General features: G+C 30.6%; 16 protein-coding genes. 12 read left to right on the top strand and 4 right to left on the bottom strand.

Annotation, left to right across the window (positions count from 1 at the left end; translation table 11 throughout):
* Positions 1–11 precede the first annotated feature (11 nt).
* Positions 12–707 carry a hypothetical protein gene (locus BQ4446_RS00310; protein WP_071025503.1) on the bottom strand — a complete coding sequence of 232 codons (696 nt, stop codon included), beginning with the start codon at positions 705–707 and terminating at the stop codon, positions 12–14.
* A 65-nt stretch (positions 708–772) separates the two neighbouring features.
* On the opposite strand from BQ4446_RS00310, the gene BQ4446_RS00305 reads away from it, so the two are divergent.
* Genes BQ4446_RS00305 through BQ4446_RS00290 form a run of 4 tightly spaced genes read left to right on the top strand, consistent with a single transcriptional unit; the run spans position 773 to position 5,665 of the window.
* Positions 773–1,723 (top strand): RluA family pseudouridine synthase, encoded by a 951-nt coding sequence (locus BQ4446_RS00305; protein WP_071025498.1) that lies wholly within the window; start codon positions 773–775, stop codon positions 1,721–1,723.
* Positions 1,720–4,299 carry a PD-(D/E)XK nuclease family protein gene (locus BQ4446_RS00300; RefSeq protein ID WP_071025496.1) on the top strand — a complete coding sequence of 860 codons (2,580 nt, stop codon included), beginning with the start codon at positions 1,720–1,722 and terminating at the stop codon, positions 4,297–4,299. The genes BQ4446_RS00305 and BQ4446_RS00300 overlap by 4 nt, the downstream gene beginning before the upstream one ends.
* A 12-nt stretch (positions 4,300–4,311) precedes the next feature.
* Complete coding sequence (locus BQ4446_RS00295) at positions 4,312–5,133, top strand: bifunctional 5,10-methylenetetrahydrofolate dehydrogenase/5,10-methenyltetrahydrofolate cyclohydrolase (protein ID WP_071025494.1); 822 nt, start codon at positions 4,312–4,314, stop codon at positions 5,131–5,133.
* The gene (locus BQ4446_RS00290; protein ID WP_071025489.1) at positions 5,126–5,665 is read left to right on the top strand and encodes a 5-formyltetrahydrofolate cyclo-ligase; all 540 of its coding nucleotides are present in this window, start codon (positions 5,126–5,128) and stop codon (positions 5,663–5,665) included. Before BQ4446_RS00295 ends, BQ4446_RS00290 begins: the two co-directional genes overlap by 8 nt.
* A gap of 70 nt (positions 5,666–5,735) precedes the next feature.
* On the opposite strand, the gene BQ4446_RS00285 is transcribed toward BQ4446_RS00290, so the two are convergent.
* Both BQ4446_RS00285 and BQ4446_RS00280 read right to left on the bottom strand, forming a co-directional pair.
* Entirely contained in the window at positions 5,736–6,767 is a 1,032-nt protein-coding gene (locus tag BQ4446_RS00285; RefSeq protein WP_071025486.1) for a hypothetical protein, read from the bottom strand.
* A gap of 8 nt (positions 6,768–6,775) precedes the next feature.
* Complete coding sequence (locus BQ4446_RS00280) at positions 6,776–8,230, bottom strand: MBOAT family O-acyltransferase (RefSeq protein WP_071025483.1); 1,455 nt, start codon at positions 8,228–8,230, stop codon at positions 6,776–6,778.
* 143 nt (positions 8,231–8,373) lie between these two features.
* Between BQ4446_RS00280 and BQ4446_RS00275 the strand changes: the two genes are divergently transcribed.
* From BQ4446_RS00275 to BQ4446_RS00260, 4 genes are all read left to right on the top strand, one after another.
* Entirely contained in the window at positions 8,374–9,522 is a 1,149-nt protein-coding gene (locus BQ4446_RS00275) for an ABC transporter substrate-binding protein (protein ID WP_071025480.1), read from the top strand.
* An 11-nt stretch (positions 9,523–9,533) separates the two neighbouring features.
* Positions 9,534–10,217, top strand: coding sequence for a GTP-binding protein (locus tag BQ4446_RS00270; protein WP_071025478.1), 684 nt, complete (start codon positions 9,534–9,536; stop codon positions 10,215–10,217).
* Between the two features lie 3 nt (positions 10,218–10,220).
* Positions 10,221–11,198: an ATP-binding cassette domain-containing protein gene (locus BQ4446_RS00265; RefSeq protein ID WP_071025475.1), complete on the top strand. Its 978-nt coding sequence runs from the start codon at positions 10,221–10,223 to the stop codon at positions 11,196–11,198.
* Positions 11,199–11,272: 74 nt separating this feature from the next.
* Entirely contained in the window at positions 11,273–14,161 is a 2,889-nt protein-coding gene (locus tag BQ4446_RS00260; RefSeq protein WP_071025472.1) for an insulinase family protein, read from the top strand.
* Positions 14,162–14,763: 602 nt separating this feature from the next.
* Here the strand turns inward: BQ4446_RS00260 and BQ4446_RS08515 are convergent.
* Complete coding sequence (locus tag BQ4446_RS08515; protein ID WP_245149626.1) at positions 14,764–15,015, bottom strand: hypothetical protein; 252 nt, start codon at positions 15,013–15,015, stop codon at positions 14,764–14,766.
* Positions 15,016–15,022: 7 nt separating this feature from the next.
* On the opposite strand from BQ4446_RS08515, the gene BQ4446_RS00250 reads away from it, so the two are divergent.
* From BQ4446_RS00250 to upp, 4 genes are all read left to right on the top strand, one after another.
* Positions 15,023–16,615 carry an LTA synthase family protein gene (locus BQ4446_RS00250; RefSeq protein ID WP_245149625.1) on the top strand — a complete coding sequence of 531 codons (1,593 nt, stop codon included), beginning with the start codon at positions 15,023–15,025 and terminating at the stop codon, positions 16,613–16,615.
* A gap of 69 nt (positions 16,616–16,684) precedes the next feature.
* Positions 16,685–17,737 (top strand): L-threonylcarbamoyladenylate synthase, encoded by a 1,053-nt coding sequence (locus BQ4446_RS00245; protein WP_071025463.1) that lies wholly within the window; start codon positions 16,685–16,687, stop codon positions 17,735–17,737.
* 8 nt (positions 17,738–17,745) lie between these two features.
* Positions 17,746–18,180: a ribose 5-phosphate isomerase B gene (gene rpiB / locus BQ4446_RS00240; RefSeq protein WP_071025460.1), complete on the top strand. Its 435-nt coding sequence runs from the start codon at positions 17,746–17,748 to the stop codon at positions 18,178–18,180.
* Positions 18,177–18,803, top strand: a complete 627-nt coding sequence (upp, locus tag BQ4446_RS00235; protein ID WP_071025457.1) for a uracil phosphoribosyltransferase — start codon at positions 18,177–18,179, stop codon at positions 18,801–18,803. Before rpiB ends, upp begins: the two co-directional genes overlap by 4 nt.

Here is an 18,803-nt window from a genome sequence, read left to right as displayed (position 1 = left end):
AGTCCAATTTTTTAATTTTGATTTTGTTCTTGTACTGGCTCTGCCTTTATTTGGTCTATAATATATTTTACCTTTAGGGGCATTTCAATTTCATAATCTCCAGTCTTAAAGGAATTTACTCCAGCAGCATTTAAGGCATTTTTAAAAGCTGGAACTGATTCAATAAGTCCTATATTTTTCAAAAGATTTGAAAGATCATCGGCATTTGCTCCTTGGCCAATTGTAAATTGATAAGTTTTTAAAGCCTTGCCACTAATTAAGGCTAATATTTCCTTAACTTTCATATCTTTTTTTATGTCATAGGATCCGGCAACAATTGATGATTCAATACCCATTCTCTCAGCCAAATTTTTGTAAGTCGGGATATCTGCTATAAGTTTATTTTCTAAAAGTATTTTCCCGAGCGTGTCTATATCACATTCTTCAGGAAGAACTATAGATATAAAATTTTCGTCTTTCTTTTCATCAACGACAACAGGAATTTCATATTCCTCATTATTTTTGCCAATTAAATTTTGAAATTCCATGGAAGATTTTTTAATTTCGTCAAAAGGAGAAAAATATATTTTCTCCGCAACTTTTGCATTAATATAAATTTCATCAATTTTCCATTTAATTGTAAAGGCAAGTAAAAAGACAAATAAAATAATTAAAATAGTCCTTAGGACCTTTGTAAAGATAATATATATTTTGTTAAAATTTTTCAAAAAAATCCTCTTTTCTTTAGACTTTGTTATAATATATTATAACAGATTATAGGGGACTAGTGAAGATGAGAAAAATTATTGTTGGACCAAATGACGGCGGCCAAAGGATTGACAGATTTTTAAAAAAATATTTTAAGGGAGCAAATTTATCCTTTATATATAAAAATTTACGTAAAAAAAATATAAAGTTAAATGGAGCAAGGGCAAAGGAAGATGAGCTTTTAAAAGAGGGAGATGAAATTTACCTTTATCTTTCAGATGAAACTATTGAAAAATTTCTAAAAAAAGAAGATGTAAAAAAATCTCAAAAGCTACCAAAAATTTTATATGAAGATGAAAATATTTGTCTTTTGGAAAAGGGAGTAAATATTTTAAGCCATAATGATCAAAGGACCTATCAAGATAATATGCTAGATAGGTTTGTGGACTATTTAATTTTAAAGGGAGATTACAATCCAAGGCTTGAAAATTCTTTTAGACCTTCAATTTGCAATAGGCTTGACAGAAATACATCAGGAATTTTAATTGGAGCAAAAAATGCCAAGGCCCTAAGGGAAATAAATGAAGCTATTCGTGAAAGAAAAGTAGATAAATTTTATCTTGCCCTTGTTAGGGGAAGGATAAGTGAAGATTTTGAAGTCAATATAAATCTTAGGAAAAATGAAAATAATCTTGTCTTTGAAGATAGGGAAGGGAAAAAATCCCTAACAAGATTTCATCCCCTAATTACAAAAAATGACTATTCACTTTTAAAAGTTAATTTAATAACGGGAAGGACTCATCAAATAAGGGCATCCCTTGCAGCAAGAGGCCTTTACCTTATAGGCGACAGGAAATATGGATCCGGAGCAAGGGATTTTATAGATTATCAGGCCCTTCATAATTATGAAATTAAATTTAATATGGATGGAGAATTTTCCTATTTAAATGATAAAAAATTTACTTATCTTCCGGACAATAAACTTATAAAGGCTTTGGAGGAAATTTTTTCAGCAAAAATTGGTGACCTAGTATGACAAATAATTTTAAAAAAATAATTTTTTCTTCTCCTAATTCTCAAATTAAGATAGAAGATTTTATGGGAGAGGGAATTTTTTATATTCTGCCAACTGAAGATGCCCTAAGGGAAAAAAGGGAGTCCTATATTTTTAAAAGGGGGTCTTTAGAGGGCAAGACATTTTTAACTTTCGATTCTCTTGTTTCAAATTTTATAGAAGTTAATAAAGTGGATAAGATCTATGAGTTTTATATTTTAAAGAAAGTTTTAAGATCCTATTTTCCCCAAGAAGAAAATTTTCAGGACTTTAGTAAAGTCATATTTGATTTTTTTGAAGATATTTTTCTCGAAGGGGCAGATCCAAAAAGTCTTTTGACCTTTGAAGATGACTTTGTAAAAAAACTTTATGAGCCTTTAAGGGATTACATTTCATATTTTAAGGAAAAAAATATTTCTCTTGACGGGGGATATGCCCTTGCCAAGAATTTTACCTTTCCCATAAAAAAATTAATAATTGACGGTTTTATAGACTTTAGAAAAAAAGAACTGGAAATAATTAAAAATATTTCATCCTATGCAGAAACTATAATTCATATGCCCTTTAATATTTTAGACTTTCCTTATGGAGAGAAAACTTTAAAGGATTTAGAAAATTTATCCTTTGCCTTACAAAGGGCGGACGGACTTTCAGTTAAGGACCTTTTAAGGTATAAGGATATAAAAATAATTTCCTCTTCCGATGCCTATAATACTATGGTTTTTGGGACAATAAAATCCTCTCTAAAATCTTTTATGACAAAAAAAATTGGCATAGTTTTAGGGGGAGAAAGGGGGAAAAATCTTTTAAATGTTTCAAGGGATTTAGAAGGCCTAGAATATTCTATAGACAAAAATTATAAAAACTTTATAGGAGCAGAGCTTAAAATTTATATGGCCTATCTATTAGAAAAAAACAAGGAAAACATTCTCTCAAGGGCAGGACTTCACTATATTGCTCCCCTTGAATCCATAAGTCAAAATCTTTTAAAATATTTGGATAGGGAAAGATTTTCAAAACTTTCTGATTTAAAAATTAACCAAGGTTCAAAAATTTATATGGATGAAAAGGAAATTGGTCCTTATATAAATTTAATAGAAAATTTAAGGACTGAGGACATAGAAAAGACTTCTGACATTTCCTACTATACTTCATATTTTAGAAGACTTTTAGAGGAGGCAGGGGAAATTTTAGAAGATGATTATAAGAATTTCAGGGAAATTCACACCTACAGAGAGGGCCGAATGGCTCTTGATGAGGGAGAAAATTTTCTAGATTTAATTGAAAATTTTAAAAATTTATATGAAAGTATAAGCCTTAAAGAATTTGTAGAAATTTTCAGTCTTTATTTAGACCAAAGTTCTATAATGGACTTGAATAATTTTGAAGGTATAAGGGTCTTTGAAATTGAAAGAGGATTTTATAGGGACTTTGATAATTTGATTTTTCTTGATTATGATTCAAATTACAGCAGCGGTCCGAAAATAAATTTTATTTATGAAAGGTCAAATTTTAAGGACCTAAAAAATATGGGACTCATTAAGGAATTTTCACAGCTAAAGGCCATAAAATTAATTTATAGCCTTTGTATGGCAAAAAAATCTCTATTTTTAATAAATAATAGGGGAAAGGGCCTTGCCAATATTTTGGCCTTAATAAAATCCAAAGCTGGTCTTAAAATTTTTGACTATGAAGACAAGTTTATAACTTCTAGGGCCAATGAAAATGTAAATTTAAAAAAGGAAGATTCTGGAATTTTGCAAGAGGAAACTGTAAAAACTTTAAGATCACTTTTAGAAAATAGGTCTTATTCTGCAACGGATTTTGATGCCTATGTAGCCTGCGGTAGAAAATTTTTACTTGAAAGAATTTTTAAAATTGAAGATTTTTATGAAAGTTTAGAGGCCATTGAGGCCATGGAAAAGGGATCAATTTACCATAAAATCTTGGAGGAATATTTTTCTAAAAGAAAAGATTATGATGAGGAATTTTTAAATTCTCTAATAATTTTATATGATTTTTCAATGGACAAAAAATTTGAAGATTTGTCCTTTGAAGAAAAACTTGAATTTTCCATTGACTTTAAAAGACTTTCTAGGCTTATAAAAAATAATTTGGAAAATTTACAGGATTTTAAGGCGGCTTATTTTGAAAAGAGATTTAAATTTTTCAAAGCACCTTTTACTCTTGTGGGTTCAATTGACAGAATTGATGAAAATAATGAAGGGGAAATTTTAATTGATTATAAAAGTTCTAGTGCATCAAGCAAGTCCCAAAGGGAAATTTTAGAGGGGGAATCCTTTCAATTTCCAATTTATATAATGGCAAGGAAAAATAAGGGCAAAAATTTTGCCAAGGCCTCTTATGAAATAATAAAAACTGGAGAGTCCAAGGCCGTTTTAATAAATAAGGATATAATTGAAAAAAATGATAGCAAAAGATGCTATTATTCAAAGGAAGAAATTGATAAAGTATTAAATAATTCTTTTGAAAAGATGAAAGAAGTTTATGAAGCCATGCTTGAAGGGGAATTTTCAAGGGGCAAAGACTGTAAATAATTAGGAGGAAAAATGACTGAAATTTTAAAAAGTAAAGCTTACAAGGAAAAACTTATAGGGGATTTAAAAGAAAAAATAAAAAATTTAAACAGGAAACCCTGTCTTGCAATTATTAGGATAGGTGAAAAGGCTGATGACATTTCCTATGAAAGAGGACTTAAAAAAACTGCTGAGGATTTGGGAATTGAAATAAGAGTTACAAAATTTTTGGTAGACTCTAAAACAGAAGATGTTCTTACAGAAATTAAAAAATTAAATGAAGATGATTCTGTTTCAGGAATTTTAATTTTTAGACCCTTTCCAACAAGTTTTGACAAGGAAAAAATTGAAAATGCCATTGACCCCAAAAAAGATTGCGACTGTATAAGTCCAATAAACAAGGCAAAGATTTATGATGGTGACGTTTCAGGATTTATTCCAGCCTCTCCTTTAGCTGCCGTAAGACTTATGGAATCTTATGGCTATAAACTTGACGGCAAGGCTGTAGTTATTAATAGGTCACAAGTTGTGGGCAGACCTCTTGCCATGCTTCTTTTAGATAGAAATGCAACAGTTACAATTGCTCATTCAAAGACAAAAAATTTAAAAGCCCTTTGCAAAAATGCTGACTATATTTTCACTGCAATGGGAGGAAAAAATAATTTAGACAGCTCATATTTTACTGAGGATTCAATTATTTGCGACCTTTCCATTGGTCTTGATGAAAATGGAAAACTTTGCGGTGATTTAATAAAAGAAGAAGTGGACGGTTTTGTAAAAGCCTATACACCAGTCCCAGGCGGAGTCGGAAATTTAACAAACTTATTATTATTGGAGTCTATTTGTCATGACTAAAAAAGAAGAGAGAAAGAAATTTAAGGAAATTAGAAAAAATATAAAGAATAAGGAAGAGCTTTCAAAAAAAATTGCTGAAAATTTATTTGCCAGCGAAATTTACAAAGGAGCAAAATCTGTCTTTGCCTTTATTTCTTTTAGGACAGAAGTTGATACAAAGGAAATCATTGGGAAAATTTTGGAAGATAAAAAAATACTTTTAGTCCCAAAAGTTGTGGGTGAAGAAATGATTTTAATAAAAACCCTTTCTTTTGATAATTTAGAAAAATCAACACTTGGAATTTTGGAGCCTACTTCAAATGAAGCTTATAATGGAGAAATTTCTCTTACTTTAACGCCCGGTCTTGCCTTTTCAGCTGACGGCTACCGTCTTGGTTATGGCGGAGGATATTATGACAGATTTTTTGCCAAGACAAAAACTATAAAAGCAGGGCTTGCCTTTAATGACCAGCTCACAGAAAATCTTTATCACGAAGAATTTGATCAAAAACTCGACTATGTAATTACTGAAAAGAGAATAATTAAATTTTAAATTTAATTTATTAGAAAAAAATATGGGGACCGTCCCTTGTGGGCTGTCCCCTTTATCTTTTCCATATTTTTCACCTATTTAAATTATACATTCTCAAATCCTCCATCCAATTTGGATCTAAATTTTCCACATCCCTATAAATATCATTTTGAAATAAGAAGTTAATAAAAAACTTATTAAACTTTTCAGCTCCAAGATAATTTAAGTGGGAGGAATCGTAAAAATCTTCCTTAGTTAAATTCATATCATTTTTAAATTCGTTAAAATCAATAAAATATAAATTTCTTTTTTTTAGTTCATTTTTCCAAAAACGAAGGGCTTCTTTGTAGGGTTCTTCATTATAAATTGGTGTTTTTAAAAAATATAGGCGAACATTATTATTACCTGCAAGTTTTACAATCTTGTCTAAATATTTTAGATTTTCAGACTTATAAGAATCTCCCAAGGCCTTAGGTTTTTTAGGCTTTAATATATTCTTATCAGTCTTTATTTTTTCATTTTTAAATTTTGAACTTGACCCCTTTAAAAATACATAGCCCCTTAAATAGTCGTGGTAAGATGCTGGGTCAAAACCAAAGTCTTCATCTTTTAATTCTGCCCACCTATCATGATATTTTATTAATGGGATAAGAGCGTGGCCTCTTGCCTTTTGCGGAACTATATCAAAAATCATTTTAATTTTATTTAGGGACATAGGAAGATAATCTGTATAAGAATGAATTACTGAATCATCTTCATTAATAAATGAAATTAAGGATTCAATATCCACAAAAAATATTTCAGGATTATCTCTATTAAGGGCCTCCTTCATATAATAGTAATTCGCCTTTAAAGGCTGCTGTTGGGAAGCCAAGACATAGGATTTAAGACCTGTGTTTGAATAAATCAAAAGAGGATTAAAGGAGCAGTAAGAATGACTTGTGCCGAAAAACATTAAATTATAGTGGTCATCTTCATTAAAATAGCCTCCAATTTTATTGCCCATGTCCCAAGGTTTGGCAAGGGATTTTCTAATAAAAATATTATTTAGCTGGAAAATTCCAAAGACCACAAGGCCTGTAAAAATTAAAATTTTTAAAATTTTAAAAAGTTTTTTTACCATAAAATCACCTAGAACTGAAAATAAATAAATTGAGATTCAGAGAATCCCGGCCCGTAAACTCCAAAAATCAAAATAGTAAAAATCATAAGCAAAAGTACAATCCACCTAAAGGGGAGAATTAATTTTTCTACTTTTAAAATTAAATTTATGCCATTATATTTAAAAATATCAATAAAAAATAGAAGGGCAAGGGAAATTAAAAGGGGATAGAGATTAATAAATCCAAAGTCCGTTTTTGAAAGCTCTCTTAAGAATATTTCATAGTCAAAAGATTTTGCAAAAATATTTCCTATAAAATTAAGACCGTCATGGATATTTTCTGCCCTAAAAAATATAAAGGCAAAGACCACAATTATAAAAGTTAAAATTCTTCTAAAGAAATTTGTTAAAAAGTTTTCGGGGATTTTTATATTTTTTTTGGTTATAAAAGTTTCAAGGCTATTAAAAATGCCGTGAATAAGACCCCAAAGGACAAAGGTCATATTGGCCCCATGCCAAAGTCCACTAACTAAAAATACAATTAAAATATTTATTAGATTTCTAAATAGACGAGTCCTGTTTCCTCCAAGGGGGATATATAAATAGTCCCTGAACCAAGTGGAAAGAGAAATATGCCACCTGTGCCAAAATTCTGCAATTGATTTAGAAAGAAAAGGTTCCTTAAAATTATCCATTAAATCAATACCCAAAATTTTAGCAGAACCCTGGGCAATTATTGAATAGGAATAAAAGTCGCAGTAAATTTGAAAAGTAAAAAATATTGCAGTAAGAAGTAAAATTAAAGAATTAAAAGTATGGTAATTTTCAAAAACTTCATTTACAAGAATTGCAGCCCTATCTGCAATAAGAAGTTTTAGGAAAAAACCCCATAAAATCAAAATAAAGCCCCTTAAAAGATTTTCGTACTTAAATTTGTGGATGACCTTAACTTGGCCCAATAGATTTTTTGACCTTTCAATAGGGCCTGCCACAAGTTGGGGGAAGAATGAAACGAAAAGGGCATAGTTTATGAAATTTCTTTCGGCTGGTATTTCATTTCTATAGACATCAAGAGTATAGCCAAGGGCCTGAAAAGTGTAAAAGGAAATCCCAACAGGCAGAAGAAAGGAAAATTTACTTTCTATTGGCCTTAGGGAAAGCAAAGAAGTCAGAGAATTTACAAGGTCTATAAAAAAATTTGCATACTTAAATAAAAATAAAATTCCTAGATTTATAAAAAAGCAAATAAAAACTGCCAATTTTTTCTTGCTTAAAATTTTAGAATTTTCATCTATGTAGATGCCAGTATAAAAAGTTACTCCTATGGATAAAATCATAAGAAGTAAATATTTTACATTCCAAAAGCCGTAAAAGAAGAAGGAAGCCATGAGTAAAAATATTTTTTTGATTTTTGCCGGCAAAGTAAAATATAAAATTACAACCAAGGGCAGAAAAATTAAATAGTTAAGCGAATTAAATAACATAAAACCTCCATTTTTTTATTATAACAGAATTTAAAAATTAGTCATTAGCTATTAATATTTGAGATTTTTTTCATTTGTTGCTTAGGCAACAAAATTTTTTCTCCCGTTCTGTTATTCTAAATTATAGAAAAGGTTGTGATCAAATGGATTTTAATAAAACAGTTTTTGAACTATGTAATGAAAATGAAAAACTTAGAGAATTTTTAATTTCAAAGGGTTTTGAACCCTTAAAAAATGATAAATTATTTAAAACTATGGCTAAAATGATTAAGCTAAAGGATGCCCTTAAAATGAAAAATATTGACAGACATATTTTTATGGAAGAATTTAATAATTATAATGGGGTTATTTTAGAAGATGAAAATATTGAAAAGGAAGGAAAAAAATTTATAGTAGAAGGTGCAGTTCCTTGTCCCATTAGAGTTCCGCTAATGGAAAATTTAAAGGAAATTTCAGATGATAAGATTAAGGAAGTGGATTTTGACCTAAGGTCTGCTAATCTTGGTCTTGATTTTGTGACCCAAAAATTTAAAAACAAGGAAAAACTTCCTGACCTAATAACATCAGCTGGTTTTGATTTAGTTTTAGATGAAGAAATCTTTGAAGAAATTGAAAAAAATTATGTGGCACCATCAAATGAATTTAATGAAGATTTTATAAATAGGGGAGCAGATTTAAAAGATCCTAATGGAGTTTTTTATATGCTGGGAGTTGTGCCTTGCGTTTTTATAGTAAATAAAAATGCCTTAGGAGGTAGGGGAATTCCAAAGTCATGGGAAGAACTTCTGTCAGGAGAATTTAATAATAAAATTACAATACCCGTTTCAGATTTAGATATGTATAATGCCATACTTGTAACTCTTTATTCAAAATTTGGGCTTGACGGCTTAAGAAAATTAAAGGATGGATTTTATTCCAGAATGCATCCGGCTCAAATGGTTAAGCAAAAAAATGATTCAGGAGCTTGTGTAAGTCTTTGTCCCTATTTCTTTGCCAATATGATAAAAAATGAATCTTTAGAACTTGTGTGGCCAGAAGATGGGGCAATTATCTCTCCTATTTTTATGACTGCAAAAAAATCATCAATTGATAATTTAAAGGAAGTAATTGATTATTTCACTTCTCAAAGGATAGGGGAAATTTTTTCCTTTAACGGAAAATTTCCTTCAACAAATTTAAGGGTAGATAATAATTTAAGGGACGACTATAAATTTTTGTGGGCTTCTTGGGATCTTTTAAATAATAAGAGAGAAAAGATGAAAAAAGACATTTCAAAAGTCTTTGAACTTTAAGAAGGGATTAGATGAAATTTATAACTTTTTCAGGGCCTCCATCTTCAGGGAAAAGCTCTGTAATAATTAATACAATTAAAAATTTAAAAGCAGACGGCACAAAAGTTGGGGTTGTGAAATTTGACTGCCTTTATACAGACGATGATATCCTTTATAAAAATGCAGGAATTTTAGTGAAAAAAGGACTATCAGGGGGTCTATGCCCTGACCATTTTTTCGTTTCAAATATTGAAGAAATTATAAATTGGGGAGAAGAAAATGAGCTTGATATTTTGATTACAGAATCAGCTGGACTTTGCAACAGATGCTCTCCCTATTTAAAAAATATTTTAGGGATTTGTGTTATAGATAATTTGTCGGGTGCATATACTCCAATGAAAATTGGACCTATGTTAAGAAATGCAGATATTGTTGTCATAACTAAGGGAGATATTGTGTCCCAAGGGGAAAGGGAAGTTTTTGCATCAAAGGTTATGGCTGTAAATCCAAGGGCAACTGTTATGAATATAAATGGACTTTCAGGCCAAGGGACTTATGAATTTTCTATGATTTTAAAAGAAAAATCTACAAGTCTTGATGATAAGAAAAATTTACTTTTAAGATATCCCATGCCAACAGCCCTTTGCTCTTATTGTTTGGGAGAAACAAGAGTTGGGGAAGAGTATCAACTGGGAAATGTGAAGAAAATCAGGTGAAGTATGAAGATTAAAGAAATTATAGAAAAATACCCCTTTGCTGAAAATTATTTTACAATGAATAAGCTTGACATTAAGGGTCATGAAAATTTAAGTTTCCATGAATTTTTAGGAACTTTGCCCGAAACTTATTTTGAAGAAGGGGCAACAGATATAAAAACTTTGGAAGAAGGCCTGGGAATTTTTATTGAATCTATGCTAAAATTTTTGGGTGAATCTGAAGTAAAATCTTTAACAATTCTTGCAGGCTGCGACAAAAATGGTGAAAAGGAAAATTTTGATTCAATCACCTTAAATAAATCTGATGTAATTGCTGTTGTTGGTCCAACGGGATCGGGAAAGTCAAGGCTTCTTGCTGATATTGAGTGGATGGCCCAAGGGGATACACCAACAAAGAGAAAAATTTTAATTAATGGTCAGGAGCCAACAAAGAAAATGAGATTTTCAATTCAAGATAAAATTGTAGCAGAACTTTCGCAAAATATGAATTTTGTTATGGATTTAACTGTTAAAGAATTTATAGAACTTCACTGCAAGGCAAGGCTTGTAAATCCACTAGAAAAAATAGACAAAATTATAGGAGATGCAAATTATTTGGCAGGAGAAAAATTTTTTCTTAATAGTCACATAACACAGCTTTCCGGTGGCCAATCAAGGGCTCTTATGATTTCAGATACCGCAAATCTTTCAAAATCGCCTATTGTTTTAATTGATGAAATAGAAAATGCTGGAATAGACAGAAAAAAGGCCATTGAACTATTAATGTCCCAGGAAAAAATTGTTTTAATGTCTACTCATGATCCCATTCTTGCCCTTAGCGCTGACAAGAGAATAATTATAAAAAACGGAGGAATTTTAAAAATTATAGAAACAGATGATGAAGAGAGAAAAGTTTTAGATAAGCTGGAAAAAACAGATAAATTTATGGAAACTCTTAGAGAAAATTTAAGAAAAGGTGAAAAGATAGGCCTAGATTATTAGACCTATTTTTTTAACTAATAAATATTATATAATACAATAATCTAAATATAGTTTATAATGTAATGGGAGGTATTATGGAAAATTATAAATTAATTGAAGAAAAATATATAGATGAAGTGGCATCTCTTTGCACAGTTTATGAACATATAAAGACAGGAGCCAAGGTTTTGACTCTAAAAAATAAAGATAACAATAAGGCCTTTGGCATTGGTTTTAGAACTCCACCAGAATTTGGCAACGGAGCTGCCCATATTGTTGAGCACTGCGTCCTTTCTGGTTCCAGAAAATATAGGACTAAAGAGCCTTTTATGGATTTAATAAAATCATCCCTTCAAACTTTTTTAAATGCAATGACCTATCCTGATAAGACAATTTATCCTATATCATCAAGAAATCAAAAGGATTTTGAAAATCTTATGGATGTTTATTTAGATGCAGTTTTTTATCCCCGCATCTATGAAGAAAAGAAGATTTTTATGCAAGAAGGTTGGCATTATGAAATAGACGAAAAGACAGGAGAATTAAAATATAATGGCGTTGTCTATAATGAAATGAAAGGTGTTTATTCCCAAGTAGAAAATATTGTTTCAGATGCATTTATTTTTAATCTTCACGAAAACTCTTCCTATGGTGTGGACTCAGGGGGAGATCCAAAACTTATTCCCACTCTTTCCTATGGAGAATTTTTAGACTTCCACAAAAAATATTATCATCCCTCAAATTCCTATATCTATTTATATGGCGATATAGATATGGAAGAAAGACTAAATTTTATAGATGAAAATTATTTATCTAATTTTATAAGGGAAGAAGTAAATTCTGGAATTATTTTAAATAAACCTCTAGAAAGACAAAAGAGGGCAGAAGTTACTTTTTCAGCTTCCAAAGATGAACTCAGTGAAAATAAGGACTTTTTACTTTATGGTTGGTGTTTAGGAGAATCTTTAAATAAAAAAGATGCCTTTATGAGAGATTTCCTTTCAGAACTTTTAATTGATGCAGAGGGAGCACCCCTTAAAAGGGCTTTACTTGACATTAATTTTGGAGAAGATGTTTATTCAGAAACTTCAACTTCAAAAACTCTTGACCTTGCATTAGTTTTAAAAAATACCGATGGCAATAAAATAGAAGAATTTAAGGAAATTATTGAAAACACCTTAAGAAAATTAATTAAGGAAGGAATTAATAAAAAACTTTTACTTGCAACTCTTTCCCGTTTTGAATTTAATTATAGGGAAGGGGGTGGAATTCAAAAGGCAATTATCTATTATACTCGAGCCATGAATTCTTGGTTATATGATAGAAGCCCTTTTGATTCTTTAGAATTTAATGATGTTATAAAGGAAATAAAAGCAGGTTTAGACGAAGGCTTTGTTGAAAAATATATAGAAGAAAAACTTTTAAATAACAAATATTCCATAATTCTAAAGGCTTTTCAAGAACTTGACAAAAATTTGAAGGAAGAAAATGAACTTAAAATTAAATTAAAGGAATTTAAAGAAAGCTTAAGTCCTGAAAAAATTGAAGAAATTAAGGAAAATCAAAAAGTTCTCTTTGACTATCAATTAAGCGATGATTCTGAAGAAGATAAAAAGACAATTCCTTCCCTTAAACTTGAAGATATTTCTAAGGGCATCACAAAATATGACTATGAGGAAGACAAGATTGGGGACACTTTATTTATAAAGGCTAGGGAAGCCACAAATAATATTATTTATATCACCCTTTCCCACAATATAGATTTCTTAAATGAAAGGGAAATAAAAAATTTTCCTATTCTTTTAGCCCTAATTGGAAATATGTCAACAGAATCATATTCCTATGAAGATTTAGACAATGAAATTTATATAAAAACTGGGGGCATATCCTTTAATTCATCAGCCTACCAAAAGGAAAATAGCAAAAATTTTGCTAGAAGACTTAATATAAAGATGAAAACTTTAAAGGAAAATTTTGGATCTGGTCTTGAACTTATAAAAGAAATTATAGGAAAGACAAAACTTGATGACAAAAAAAGAGCAAAGGAAGTTCTCTTAATTTTAAAATCCCAAACACAGGCTGGTCTTTTGCAAGGCGGAGCTCAAGTTGTAATGGGTCTTACAAAATCTTATTATTCAGCCCTTGGGAAATATAATTCTATAACAAATGGAATGGACTATTATTTTTACCTTACTGAAATATTAAAGGATTTTGACCAAAACTGGGATAAAATTCTAAGGGATTTGAAGAATCTTTATAAAAAGATTTTTAATAAAAATGACCTAATAATTTCTGCCACAGGTGGAGAAGAAAGCCTACAAAAAATTAAGAAAGATTTGGAAGACTATATAAATTCTTTGGCAAGGGAAAAATATGAAGCAGAAAAATTTAATTTCCAAAGGGAAAATAAAAACGAAGGAATTTATACCTCTTCAAATGTATGCTTCATTTCAAAGGGCTACAATCTTTCAGACCTTGGTGAAAATTATAGGGGCGATCTGCAAGTTCTTGGAAATATTTTGTCATCCCAATATTTGCACACAGAAATTAGGGCAAAGGGAGGCGCCTACGGAGCAGGCATTTCTTTTTCAAGATATGGAGATATGGTTACCTATTCATATAGAGATCCCAACGTTGAAAATACCATTGATGTCTACAATAGAATCCCAGAATTTATTAGAAATTTAAATCTAACAGAGGATGGGCTTAAAAACTTTATAATAGGTTCAATGAATGCCTTTGACCCACTACTAACAGTATCAGTTATAGATGAATTAAATCTTGCAAAAAAACTTACAAATGTTTGGGACGGAGATATAATTAAAAATAAGGACGAGGCCTTAAGCACAAATTTAGAAAAATTAAAATCCTATGCAGACGTTATAGAAAAAGCCTTAGCTGAAAATTATATTTCAGCCCTTGGCAGTGAAGAAAAACTAAAGGAAAATCAAAAATTCCTTAAGGATTTAAGACCCTTAAATTAAAAATTGATAATAATTATAAGACTGATCTTTTTAGGTCAGTTTTTTTATTATGAAAATTCACTTGAAAGACTAAAAAATTTTCTAAATTCAAATAATTTAAATAATTTTAAAAAATATTTTGGAAAAAAATTAAAAAAATTTCTTGGGAAACGGCTAAAAAACAGAAGATTTTCAATAATCATAAAATCATAGTAAATCGCTTAGAATTATTTTCAAAAAAGTCTTTACAAATTTCTGGAAACATATTATAATAATATTTAGTTAGTTGATACTAACTATCATTTACTCACAAGAGTAGGATTAACATATAGTTAATTCATATTACACCCATTTATTATAATGTAGTATTCTACGTTATAGCTGTACTTTAATTTAATCTAAGGATACCCCCCTTAAGATTAATAATTAAATTTTATACCAGTCTTATTTTCCATCCTCTCCTTTCATATTCAATATGGACGGAAAATACCAAAAGCCGCATTCTCCCAAATGTGGTTTTTGTTGTTGTAAAGATATTTTGTAAAAATTTTTTAAGTTTTCCTTAAATTTTTGATATTTAAAATTATTAATTTGTAAATTTTTCTTTAAAGCCTTATACTTATCTATGGTGATGACATGGAAAAAAAATTATTTTCATTTAAAGACATAAGCATAATTATAATTGCCTCTATTTTGCAGACCTTATTTGTTTTTTTACTAGCTAAGGCAAATTTTTTTGCATTGATGGCAGAAGTCTTTTCTTTTATAGTTTTATTATTAAATTTTTTACCACCTTTTTTACTAACCCTATTTTTATATGGCGTAAGTGGAAGGGTTAAAATTGCAATTATTTTAAGCTCTCTTTTTGAGCTCATTTTATTAATGGTCAACAGAACTAAAATCATTTATAGAAAAGACCCCTTTAAAATTACTGATGTAAATTTGGGACTGGAAGCTGCAAAAATGGCAAAGGATTCCTATTTTCCTGACAAATATTCAATTTTTTTTTCTATTATTTTTATTATTATAATTGGACTTATTATATTTTTTTATAAATCAGATAGGATTAAAGGGCTTACAAGAATTTTTTTGATTTTTCTAAGCATAGGTCTTGCTTATTTTTCTTACGAAAGCCTATATAAACCAAGTGATGTATTTACGTCCTTAAAAACTTATGGCAATCCTTTTAATGAAGTGGATGTTTTTAACTCAAAGGGTTTTAATTACTGTTTTATTTTTAAAATAAGGTCTTCGATAATAAGGCCTCCAGAATCTTATGACAAGGAAACATATATTTCTAAAGAAAAACTTAGTAGGCAAAAGGACATTGAACTTTTAAGGCTTAAGGAAAAGCCGAATATTGTCTGGATTATGGGCGAAGCCTTTACAGATTTTTCTCAAAATGAAGCCTTTTCTTTTGAAAAAGGAAAGGATCCCAATGAAAATTTTAAAAAAATTGTAGATGCTGCACCTATGTCAGGAAGAATTATTGTTCCTGGATATGGAGGAGGAACTGGCGATACAGAATTTGACGTTTTGACTGGAGCCCTTACAATTGATTGTGCACCAGACCAGTCCTATGCCTTTAACACAATTAAAAGAGATACAGCTGCCCTCCCAAGTATTTTACGAAATTTAGGATACAATACTAGGGGCTTCCACCCAGGTTTTGAATGGTTTTATCATAGAAATAATGTATATCCAAAGCTTGGCTTTAACGAAGCATATTTTTTAGAATCTATAGAAAATCCAAAGAACAAGGGTGATTATCTTTCAGAAGAGCAGTTTACTGATATTTATTTAGGCAGGCTTAAAAAATCTCTTGACAAGGGTGAACTTATTTTTGACTATGCTGTTGACATTCAAAATCATGGTCCCTATTTTTATGACAAGTATGGAGAAATTTATCCATTTTCATGTAAATATGATTTAACAGAAGATGGAACAAATGTCTGGGGTGGATATTTTATAGGCGTTAAGGATATGGACACCATGCTTGGAAGGGTTTATGACTTTATAAATTCAAGGGAAGAGCCGATTATTTTTGTATTTTATGGAGATCATTTGCCATCAATGGGCGAAGACCCTGACGGTTTTAAACAAATAAATCTTCCAATGACAACGGATACTTTTAATGATGAAATTCAAAGATATTCAACTCCTTATTTTGTAACGGCTAATGAAAGTGGCAGAAAATTTTTAAATCCTGAAAGTTTAGAGTATTCAAAGGGAGAAGTTATTTCTGCAAACTTTTTGTCATCAAGCGTTTTAGATATGCTTGGATTTACAAAAGCAGACAATTATAATATTTATAATTCAAGGCTAAGAAGACAAATGCCTGTAATTTCTAGACATTATATAAAATATAAGGACGAAGCCTATTACAAGACAAATTTAACTGACGAGATGAAGGAAAAATATGATGAATATAAGGGCTATGAATATTATAAAATTAATGAAAGAAAAAGGCAGTAAATTTAATTAAAAGCTTAAAAATAAAGGCATAAACTGATATAATGGGAATATACTGAATGAGGTGTATCTTTGAAAACAAATATTATTAAATTAAGTGAAAAAGAGACAAGTAAAGATGATAAAAACCTAGAAAAAATCACCAATACCTTAAAAATAGGAGGACTTGTTGTTTTTCCAACGGAAACTGTTTATGGACTTGGAGCAAATGGTCTTGATAAAAATGCCTGTGAAGGAATTTTTAAGGCAAAGGGAAGACCTAATGACAATCCGTTAATTCTTCACATAGCTCACATAAGTCAGCTTGATGAACTTGTTAAAGAAGTGCCAAAAATTGCCCAAAAATGTATAAAAAAATTTTGGCCAGGTCCGCTTACAATTATTTTTAAAAAGTCAGATCTTGTGCCAAAGGAAGTGACAGGAGGCCTTGAAACAGTTGCCATAAGAATGCCGTCAAATAAAATTGCCCACAAAATTTTAGCTGATGTAATACTTCCAATTGCAGCTCCTTCTGCAAATATTTCTGGAAGGCCATCACCTACAAAGACAGAACATGTTATTGAAGATTTAATGGGTAAAGTTGATATTATTGTGGACGGCGGCCATACAGTTGTGGGAATCGAATCTACTGTTTTAGACGTTACAAGTGACCCTCCAATGATTTTAAGGCCGGGAAAAATTACCCTTGAAGATCTACAAAAAGTTGACAAAAATATTTCTATTGACCACACAACGATTGATGCCAAAGATAAAACTGTTCCAAAATCTCCGGGACAAAAATATAAACACTATGCTCCTAAGGGGATGGCAACTTGTTTTGTTGGTGATTTAAATAATGTTGTGGCTGAAATAAATAAAAGGCTTGAAAGCTGCAAGGGAAAAAGTGCAGTGCTTGCAACAAGCGAAACGAAAGACAATTATATTGGGGCAGACCTTGTTTTAGATTTAGGTTCAAGAGAAAATTTAGAAGAAGTTGCAAACTCCTTATTTGATCTTTTAAGAATTTGTGATGAAAAAAAAGTAGAATATATTTTTGCCGAAGGATTTGAATTAAAGGGCATAGGCCTTAGTATTATGAATAGGCTTTTAAAGGCTTGTGCTGGAAGAATTGTCATAGGATTATAGGAGGAAATATGAAAATTGCAATGGGCAGTGACCATGCAGGTTTTAAACTCAAGGGCGAAATAAAAAGATATTTAGAAGAAAATAATTATGAAATAATAGATTGTGGAACGGATAGCGAAGAAAGATGCGACTATCCTGATTTTGGTCATAAGGTAGGAAAAACTGTTTCTTCAAAGGAGGCTGACTTTGGAATTGTTATTTGCGGTTCGGGCATTGGGATCTCAATTGCCTGCAACAAAGTAAAGGGCATTAGAGCGGCCCTTTGCAGCGAACCTTTATCTGCAAAACTTTCAAGAAACCATAACAATTGCAATGTCCTTGCCATGGGAGCAAGGCTTATTGGTCTTGACATGGCTAAGGAAATTGTTCATACATTTTTAAATAGCGACTTTGAAGGCGGAAGACATATAGGAAGAGTAAATAAAATTGAGGAGGATATATGAGTTTAACAGTATTAGACCATCCATTAATTAAACACAAGATGACAATATTAAGAAGAAAAGAAACGAGTTCCATGGAGTTTAGACAAATTGTTACAGAAATTTCAACCCTTATGGGCTATGAAGTTACAAGAGATTTGGAACTTAAGGATATTGAAATCGAAACACCTCTTGAAAAAATGGTAGGCAAGGAAATTTCAGGCAAAAAAATTGGAATTGTTCCTATTTTAAGAGCAGGAATAGGAATGGTTGACGGGCTTTTAACTATTGTTCCATCAGCAAGAGTTGGACATATAGGCATGTATAGGGATCCAGAAACTTTAAAACCTGTAACTTATTATTGCAAACTTCCAAAAGATGTTTCAAGTAGGACTATGATTTTACTTGATCCCATGCTTGCAACAGGCGGAACTTTAAATGCAGCAATTGACGTTTTAAAGGAAGAAGGGGCAACATCTATAAAAACAGTAAATCTATTGGCAGCTCCTGAAGGAATTAAGGCAGTTGAAGAAAGACATCCTGATGTGGATATTTATGTTGCAGAAGTTGACAGAGCTTTAAATGACCATGGATATATACTCCCAGGCCTTGGAGATGCTGGAGATAGGCTTTTTGGAACTAAATAA

The sequence above is a fragment of the Peptoniphilus raoultii genome (assembly GCF_900099555.1).
Taxonomy (GTDB): Bacteria; Bacillota; Clostridia; order Tissierellales; family Peptoniphilaceae; genus Peptoniphilus_A; species Peptoniphilus_A raoultii.
This window is presented reverse-complemented; position numbering and strand designations above follow the sequence as displayed.